Origin of the sequence: Candidatus Infernicultor aquiphilus (assembly GCF_002784285.1) — a bacterium.
In the GTDB taxonomy this organism is placed as follows: Bacteria; Atribacterota; Phoenicimicrobiia; order Phoenicimicrobiales; family Phoenicimicrobiaceae; genus Infernicultor; species Infernicultor aquiphilus.
Genome location: NZ_PFKO01000297.1, coordinates 3,259 through 12,525, shown reverse-complemented (window position 1 = coordinate 12,525; position 9,267 = coordinate 3,259). Strand labels below are relative to the sequence as shown.

Genomic DNA, 9,267 nt, shown 5'->3' with positions numbered 1-9,267 from the left:
TAGATTATCGCACTTCGAAATATCTAAGGACTGAGTTTAAAATATTACAAAAAAAACTGGAGATTACCACCATTTATGTTACTCATAATTTTTACGAAGCAGACGAGATGGCAGACCGAATTGCTGTACTGGATAAAGGTAAATTAGAACAGGTTGGTTCCCCTGAGGAAATATTTTTTCATCCTACCAAAGCAGTTAGTGATTTTATTGGTGAGCCGAATATTTTAAATGGTGATTATTATCATAGATTAAGTTTTCTAAAATCTACGGAAATTAAAGACCATTGAGGCTATAGTAAATAATTTTTATTATTAAAGTGGATAAAATTAGTTTAAGTTAAAATATTTTTTAATTTTTTTAAAAAAAGAAGGATATTTTATAAATATGTTTATTTAAAGATTGGTTTCATAAGATATTCAAGGCACGTTCTGAGAGAAAAGGCAGAAGCTCCAATCCCATAGCAGTCAAATTCTTTATCATAATAATCTACAGCAGCAATATCCATGTGAGCCCACGGAATAAGGGGATCAACAAATTCTCTTAAAAACATCCCAGCCGTGATCACTCCACCGCCAGGACCACCTGAATTTGCTACATCTGCATTGGGAGTATTAATTTGTTCTCGAAGTTTCTCATCATCCATAATGAAGCGATGAAATCTTTCTCCAGCCTTATCTGCAGCCTCAAGAAGCTCCCGAATCAAATCGTCCCAGTCTGAAACGAGTCCGGCAGTATAGTTACCCAAAGCAGTAACAGCTGCTCCAGTAAGGGTGGCTATGTCTATAATAGCGTCAGGTTTTAGAGTCGAGGTGTAAGCAAGCATATCTGCAAGGGTGACTCGTCCTTCGGCGTCTGTATTTTTTATTTCAATGGTTTTGCCATTCATGGCTTTAATAATGTCGTCGGGCCTGTAGGCATTTCCATCAGGCATGTTTTCTACGGCGCCAAAAAGTCCGTGGACTTCATAAGGACACTGAAGTTCGGGGAGAGCATTCATGATGCCGAGCACGTTACAGGCACCAGATTTGTCACCTTTCATCGTTTTGATGCCTTCCCTGGTTTTAATACAGAGGCCGCCGCTATCAAAGGTAACACTTTTGCCTACAAGTGCAATTTTGCCCAAGGGTGTTCCCTTTGGTTTATACACCATGTGAACAAGTCGAGGAGGAGTTTTAGACCCCTTTCCCACATGCCAAAGGGCGAGAAGTCCTTTTTCTTGTATCTCGTGTTCATCAAGGATTGTAATCTCCATTTCATGGCGGGTTGCTATATCTCTGGCAATGCTGGCCATGGTAAGAGGGGAAATAACGTTTCCTGGTTCATTGGCGAGATTCCGAGCATATATCTGGGCTTCTGCCACGTGTTTTCCCTGAGTTATGGCAGCCAAATCTCCTCTATCGAGGCAAAAATGTTCACATTGTGCTACAGGAAAAGAATTGGTTGTACGGTATTTTGTGAAGCGATAGTTTCCAAGAACAGCACCCTCTGCTACAGCTCTACTCATAAGGTCATCTGGTTCTTCTGGTAGAATAAGGGCAAAGGAAGAGAGGTTCATAGTCGTTCCTTTTCTTACAAATTCTGCGGTCATATTTCGGTAAAGAGTGCTCTGTGCCAGCCTTTTTTCAGGTTTTTGGCCTAATCCGATAACGGCGAGCCATCGCACAGATCCTTCTGCGCAGGGAATAAACTGGAGAAAGCCTTTTTTGCGCCATTGGGCAGCTAGATGGCTGTAAGGTGCTACTTCTTCAGGTAGATCTGAATTTTCAAAAAGCATAAAGCCTCGAACATCGAGTTGACCTTTGAACGACGACGGGGTATTAAAAAATTCCATGATGCACCTCCAGAAAAAATAACATAATAAAGATACTATACAACAAAAGAAAAGGAGCACTTAATGACCTAATCAATAAAGTTGAATTCACCGCAAAAAACCTTACCTCCAATGCAGGAGTTTTGCTACTCCTTAATTATACAGAAGAACCAAAGATATTTCAAGAACTTGACGAAATTTTGGTCTTTGATAATAATAGTTTTACCGTTGTTAACGGTGAAGGAGTAAAAAATTAAATTTTCCTTGAAAGGCGGTGAAGAAAATGGTAAAATTTAAATATAGATTCGCAGATTCACCATGAAATTTATGAGGATTTTAATGGAGGCATTGTTTATGAAGGATAATCAGGAAAAAGATAAAACATTCTATATGGAGCAAGCAACACACCTTCACAACTGCCACCTTGTTGTGGATGCTCACTTTGATTTACCTCCTCTCGTTTTGGCGAAACGTCTCAAGGGGGCAACCCATGTTATTGAAAACGACTACCTTCCTGCCTTACGGGCTGGGGGAGTGGGGCTTGTTATTTCTTCTCTTTTTATCCCCAACGAATTTTTACCGGAAATGGGGCTTCGAAGAGCCCTCGATCTTATAAGCGCTCTTCATTCAGAAATGGAAGAAAGCCCTGGACTTTTCTCTCTTTGCCGGAACACAGAAGAGATTAAGCAGGCGAGAGAAAGAGGAGAGCTTGCCATTCTTCTTTCTTTTGAAGGCCTTGAACCTATAGGGAATGACTTATCTCTATTAAGAATTTTTTACGAATTAGGAGTCCGTGGAGTTGGTTTGACATGGAGTCGCCGAAATTATGTGGCTGATGGATGTTTTTTCAATCCAGTAGAAGAGGGCAGAAAGGGCGGTCTCACTGACTTTGGACTGAGAGTAGTAAGGGAAGCAGTCCGTTTGGGGATGTATCTTGATATTAGCCATCTTAACGACGAGGGAGTAGAAGACCTTTTTGCTTTTTATGATGGTCCTGTCATGGCCTCCCATTCGAACTGCCGAAGTCTCACTTTCACGATGCGTAATCTTACCGACGAACTCATTCAAAAATTGGCCTCCCGGAGAGGTGTTATGGGAATGAATGTATGCAGCGCTTTTGTCGGTAACCCAGACAAAAAAAGCCTTGATGAAAAGGACCTTGCGAATCATGTTGATTATATTCGAGATCTTGCAGGGGTAGAGCAGGTAGGGTTTGGGTTTGATTTTTGTGATGAGATGAGAGACTTTTCAAAACCAGACCCCCACCGTAATTATGATTGTATTAAAGGTTATAGCCGATGTATCGAATTTACAGCAGAATTATTGGCCCGGGGGTATAGTGAAGAAGAGCTTGTAAAAATTATAGGGGGAAATTTCCTGCGGTTCCTCGAGGAGACTATTCATTAACAAAGGAACAAAATTTTTCCGTCAAATTAAAAAATATAAATAATTAGGAGGTGGGAGCAAGATGAGCATTTTATTAATAAAAGATGGAGACGTTTATGCACCTGAACATCAAGGGGAAAAAGATATACTGGTTATCAATGAAAAAATCTTTTTTATTGACCAAAATATTTTAACCTCAGCATTAAATGCAATGGATAAAAATATAAAAATCATTGATGCTTCAAAGTGTATGGTCATTCCCGGCCATATTGACCAACATGTTCATATTAATGGCGCCGGTGGCGAGGGAGGACCTCAATATCGAACTCCACCCATCCAATTGAGTGAATTTGTGAAAGCAGGTATAACATCAGTGGTAGGGTTGTTAGGTACAGATGGATTTGCCAGATCATTAAAAGCCCTTTTAATGAAGGCAAGGGCATTGGAACAAGAAGGAATAAGTACCTGGATATATACCGGGGCATACGAATATCCTTCGCCAACCATCACCGAAAGCATTTTATCTGACCTCATTTTAATTGATAAGGTCATTGGTTTAAAAATAGCTTTGTCGGATCACCGGGCTTCCCATCCCACGGTAGATGAATTTATAAAAGTGACTTCTGAGGCAAGAGCCGGTGGAATTCTGGCGGGAAAAGCAGGCGTGGTTCATATACATATGGGAGGTGAAAAACAGGGTTTAAACTGCTTGTTTGATATCATTAGAAACACAGAAATACCCATAGAACAGTTTGCGCCAACTCATTTAAATAAAAAAGATGAAGAGCTTTTTCGACAGGTGGTGGAATTTGGCAAAATAGGCGGATATATCGATTTGACTGCCGGCGTTTCAGGGGAAGAAAAATCAAGTCATAGCATAAAACCTGGCAAGGCCATTAAAGAACTGATGAAAAATGGTATTTCCATAGAAAAAATTACCATTAGTTCCGATGGGAATGGCAGTCTCCCAAAATTTAATGAAAAGAAAGAGTTTGTGGGAATGAGTATTGCATCTGTCTCGTCTCTGCATCAGGAATTTATTAATATGGTAAAAGAAGAAAAATTTTCTATAAAAGAGGCGATTCATGTAACTTCTACCAATATTGCCAAACATTTAAAATTGGATAAAAAGGGAGAAATAAGAGTGGGAAAAGATGCAGATATTATCGCTTTGGATAAAGATACGCTTAAAATAAAACATGTTATTGCCCGGGGTAAAGTATTAATGGAAGATGAAGAGGTCGTAAAATTTGGAACCTTTGAAAAAGAATGAGGCAAGAGAATGATTTGCCTTAATGTAAATTGGGGAATTAGTCAATGATAAAAAAAACAATGCAGCCACCTGTATGTGCCCCGAATGTCGAAGGATTTATGTTAAAACCGGAATACTGGATAGAAAAAATTGGGGATGCAGAAAAACTAATTTTAAATGAGGTAGAGATAATAGAATTCAATAAAAAATCCTTTAGAAAAATGAAATACAAAGGATTTGAGGAATGGTTATATGATTTGGAAACATATCCTGAAACAATAACCCGAGAAAAGTTATTAAATACCATGAAGAGCTATTCCTCTGGAGGTGTATTTCCCAGCAAGACTTGCTATGATATCCATGCTAAGAAAATTACGAAAACGGTCAAGAAAGAAGTGTTATATCAAGCCAATTTTGACGGTATACCTGATGGAATTCGAGTAGAGTGGGGCATGTTGGTAAAGAGAGAAGACGTAAGGGCTTTCCCTACGGACACTGTATTCGCCGAAGAACCAAAGGGTATCGATTTTGATCTTTTTCAGTTGACCGTCCTGCCGGTGGGGAGTCCGGTAGCAATTTTACATCAAAGCAAAAATGGAAAGTGGTATTATATTCAAAGCATGATTTATAAAGGATGGGTTAAAAGAGAAAGCATCGCTCTGGCAAAAAACAAAAAAGAAATATTTGATTATGCAAATTCAGATAAATTTTTAATGGTAACAGAGAGCAGAATCGAGACAGAGCCCAATCCTTTCATCAAGGAAATATCCAATATTTTATTTCAAATGGGAGACAAGATTCCTTTAATCGAATTTGATGAAATTCCGGAATCGATTCCTATTAATAATTTACACGCTCAATCTCCACACGGTTGTTATGTCGTAAAAATTCCGGTTAAAGATGAAGAAGGACACCTTGAATTCAGATTAGCTTTAATTGCTCGCTCCAATGATATCCGTGAAGGTTATCTTCCTTATACCAGAGGAAATATCATTCGGCAGGCATTCAAATTGTTAGGAGAAAGATATGGATGGAACGGTATGTTTAAAAGAAGAGATTGTTCCCAGTTTATTATGAATGTTTACCAAACCATGAATATTATTATTCCCAGTTACACCCGGATGCAGGAGGAAGGAGCAGCCGGAAAATCGATTGAATTTAGTGGTTCCATTCAAAGAAGAGAGAGCGTATTAAGTAAATTACAACCTGGTGATCCCATTCATTTAAAAGGACATGTCGTCATGTATTTGGGTAAGGTTGGAGAAAATCATTATATTATTCACTCAGGTTCCGGATATGGGATAAAAAGTAAAGATGGAAGGATAAAACCGGTAACCGTTCACGGGATTTTTATTTCGGAAGTACACCAATTGCTTATGAGCGAAGAGAAAAGCTATTTGGAGGCATTCACAACTGCCCAAAAGTTTCTATAATTATTAATTATATTATTTTTATGAGGAGGTGGTGACCTAAAAAAGATTAAATGGAAAATGATTAAAATTCAAAAGAGGCGATGCTAAAGAAAAAATTATTGATTTTTTGTAAAAAAGTAAATAATTTTTAAAGGAGTGTTTATTATGTTAAAAAAAATGTATCTATGGACAATATTAATTGTATTGTTTCTTTCATTGACCTGCCTGACCAATGCTACTACTCCAAAGGATGCTTTGGTTATCGGAGCCAATACAGAAATATTTATTACCAACGATCCTGGAGTATCTTTTGAAGTTCTACCTAATGCTATGGTACAGAATATATATGCCAAACTCGTAAGTGTTGTAGTTAAGGATAAACAATTTATAACAGTACCAGGTCTTGCTGAGAGTTGGGAAGTTGCTCCAGATGGCAAAACCTGGACATTCCACCTTCGCAAAGGATTAGTCTTTGCTGATGGTGATCCTTTAAAAGCAGATGCGGTTGTTTATTCTTTTCAAAGAGTCTTAAAACTTCAAAAATCTCCTTGTTGGTTATTTTCTGACGTATTGGGATTGACAGAGGAAAGTATTGCCGCTCCTGATGATTATACTGTAAAAATAGTTACCAATGGTGCCCCTTCGAATGTTGTACTCACCATGGTGGGTAATACTCTTAGTGGTGTTTTAAATCCGAGGGTTGTAAAAGAACATGAAGTAGATGGTGATATGGGACAGGCATGGCTTATGGACCATAGTGCAGGTGCGGGTCCATATAACCTTGAGGAATGGGACCGAAAGATAAAGGTAGTGCTTAAAGCCAATGAGAATTATTGGAGAGGAGCACCTAAGATTAAGACTGTAATCCTTCAAGATATTCCGGAACCTACCGATCAACTTTTACTTCTGAAAAAAGGAGATATCGATGTAGCATGGGACTTAACCGCTGAACAGGCTAATTCCTTGAAAGGTGGTCCTGATGTTTCCATTGTTACTACTCCTGGACAAAGCGATGAGTATGTTGGTATGAATGCTGGTTGGGGACCTTTTAAAGATGTAAGAGTAAGACAAGCAGTGAAATATGCCATAGACTATAATGCAATAATCGATAAAGTAATGACCGGTTTTGCCATAAACAATCAGCAATTTCTTCCGGTAGGATACTTTGGCTATGTTGAGAATAATCCTTATTATCAGGATATAGAAAAAGCAAAAACACTTATGGCTGAAGCAGGATATGCCGATGGTTTCGATGTAGAAATAGTGACAAATACAACAGAACGTCGAAAAACTGAAGCTGTAGTCGTTCAGGAAAATCTTGCCAAAATAGGGATAAGAGCTACGATAAATCTGATGCAGGCATCGCAAATGTATGCAAAATTCAGGGAACAAGGATTACAAATAATCGTCGCTGGTTGGGGGGTTGATTATCCGGATGCAGATGCCCTTTCTAATCCTTTTGCTAATTATCGGGTGAAGCAACTTGCCTGGAGATGTGTCTGGTACGATGATTATGCCGCTGATCTCACCGAGGCTGCGAGCAAAGAAATCAATGAAGACAGGCGATTCCAAATGTATCAGGATCTTACCAATTACTGGCATATATATGGTCCATTTGCCATGATGTATCAACCGATTCAATTCTGGGGAGTAAGAAATGAAGTAAAAAATTATGATAAAGCTGCTGAAGGTTATTCTGTACACTATGACCTTACGGAAGTTTATAAATAATAATGGTTAAAAATTGAAGTTTTAAAAGAAAGGATTGTAGTTCATCTGTGAATAGCGGTTTTAGGATTGACGTTCCGATATTTTAGAGATGATTTTCTATCCTAAAACCGCTTTTATTTTAGAGAAGTGATTAGTTCTTAAAAATTTAAAGTAATCAAGGAAGATATTTAATGAAACTGGGAACTTATATTCTAAAAAGAATTTTTTTAATGTTAGTTGTTATGCTAGGTGTAGCAACAATCGTTTTTTTTATCACTCGTGTTATTCCTGCAGACCCGGTGGGAGCCATATTAGGTGGAAACGCCCCCATAGAACGCGTTGATGAAATGAGACATCAACTTGGTTTGGATAAACCGATAACCTTACAGTTCATTGATTATATAAAGGGCATAGTTCATGCAGATTTTGGAATATCTCTCAAATCAAATCGGCCTGTCTTAAAAGATATAATAAATTATTTCCCGGCTACTATTGAATTAGCAATTGCTTCTATGATTTTCGCAGTAGTAGTCGGAGTGGTTCTGGGAGTATATTCTGCAATCTACCGAAATAAACCTATCGATCATTTTTCAAGAATATTTTCTATTTTAGGGGTATCGATGCCAGTTTTTTGGCTCGGTTTATTGCTATTATTATTATTTTATTATCATTTAGATTTGCTTCCCGGTGGAGGGAGAAACAGTCTATTTATCTTTTCCCCGCGTATTACAGGACTCTTACTCTTAGACTCTATTATTGCTGGAGATTGGATAGCTTTTTGGGATGGACTTAGCCACATTATACTTCCTGCCTTTGTTCTCGGTTATGCTTCAGCGGCATCAATAGCAAGAATAATGAGAGCAAGCATGCTGGATATTCTAAGACAAGATTTTATAAGGACCGCCAAATCCAAGGGGCTTTCCAAAAGGGTGGTCATCTATCGTCATGCCCTTAAGAATGCATTGATACCGGTGGTGACCATTATAGGACTTTCTTTTGGGAGTCTTTTAAGTGGAGCTGTGCTTACGGAAACTATTTTTAGCTGGCCTGGCCTGGGTAGATATATCGTTAATGCTTTGCTGGTATTGGATTATCCGGCAGTAACCGGAGGGACGCTGTTTATTGCATTTGTGTATTCTCTTGCCAATTTGGTGGTTGATATTTCTTATGCCGCTCTCGACCCAAGGATGAGAGTATAAAGAAAGGAATAAGGAAAATTGTTAAATACTGTAAAAAATATAGGGAAAAAAGAAAAAATAAAATTGTTTCTTGAGCAAAGGAAGCCTATTATTGAAGATTGGAAGCATACTTATTATCTATGGAAGAGTACACCTCTTGCCATGATTGGAACCGTAATTATTTTTATATTTTTAACTATAGCAATTTTTGCTCCCTTATTGACCTCCTATAGTCCGACCGAACAATTTATGGAAGAAAGGTTACTCTCTCCGAGTTCCCAGCATATTTTCGGTACAGACCAATATGGTCGGGATATATTTAGCCGGGTAGTTTACGGTGCAAGGGTTGAGGTGTGGATTATTTTTATCGTGTCCATCATCAGTGTGATGATTGGCATCATTGTTGGAATTACCGCCGGTTATTTCGGGGGTGCTGTTGATGAAATTCTAATGAGAATAACCGATATGTTTTTAGCTTTTCCAAGATTAATTTTGGCAATGGTGCTGACTGCAGTACTG

Annotated in this window: 7 protein-coding genes and 1 pseudogene; 7 read left to right on the top strand and 1 reads right to left on the bottom strand. The window is 38.3% G+C overall.

Annotation, left to right across the window (positions count from 1 at the left end):
• Positions 1 to 287: pseudogene (locus tag COZ07_RS08250) on the top strand (hypothetical protein); the annotation flags it as partial.
• 101 nt (positions 288 to 388) lie between these two features.
• Here the strand turns inward: COZ07_RS08250 and COZ07_RS08245 are convergent.
• Complete coding sequence (locus tag COZ07_RS08245; RefSeq protein WP_406608088.1) at positions 389 to 1,831, bottom strand: M17 family metallopeptidase; 1,443 nt, start codon at positions 1,829 to 1,831, stop codon at positions 389 to 391.
• 333 nt (positions 1,832 to 2,164) lie between these two features.
• Between COZ07_RS08245 and COZ07_RS08240 the strand changes: the two genes are divergently transcribed.
• From COZ07_RS08240 to COZ07_RS08215, 6 genes are all read left to right on the top strand, one after another.
• Complete coding sequence (locus COZ07_RS08240) at positions 2,165 to 3,217, top strand: dipeptidase (RefSeq protein ID WP_406608087.1); 1,053 nt, start codon at positions 2,165 to 2,167, stop codon at positions 3,215 to 3,217.
• A 61-nt stretch (positions 3,218 to 3,278) separates the two neighbouring features.
• Positions 3,279 to 4,469: a beta-aspartyl-peptidase gene (gene iadA, locus COZ07_RS08235; RefSeq protein WP_406608086.1), complete on the top strand. Its 1,191-nt coding sequence runs from the start codon at positions 3,279 to 3,281 to the stop codon at positions 4,467 to 4,469.
• 44 nt (positions 4,470 to 4,513) lie between these two features.
• Complete coding sequence (locus COZ07_RS08230; RefSeq protein WP_406608085.1) at positions 4,514 to 5,881, top strand: SH3 domain-containing protein; 1,368 nt, start codon at positions 4,514 to 4,516, stop codon at positions 5,879 to 5,881.
• A gap of 144 nt (positions 5,882 to 6,025) precedes the next feature.
• Positions 6,026 to 7,591, top strand: a complete 1,566-nt coding sequence (locus COZ07_RS08225; protein WP_406608084.1) for an ABC transporter substrate-binding protein — start codon at positions 6,026 to 6,028, stop codon at positions 7,589 to 7,591.
• A 170-nt stretch (positions 7,592 to 7,761) separates the two neighbouring features.
• Positions 7,762 to 8,769, top strand: a complete 1,008-nt coding sequence (locus COZ07_RS08220; protein ID WP_406608083.1) for an ABC transporter permease — start codon at positions 7,762 to 7,764, stop codon at positions 8,767 to 8,769.
• Between the two features lie 18 nt (positions 8,770 to 8,787).
• Positions 8,788 to 9,267: ABC transporter permease (locus tag COZ07_RS08215; protein WP_406608082.1), on the top strand; the 480-nt coding region annotated here is incomplete at its 3' end.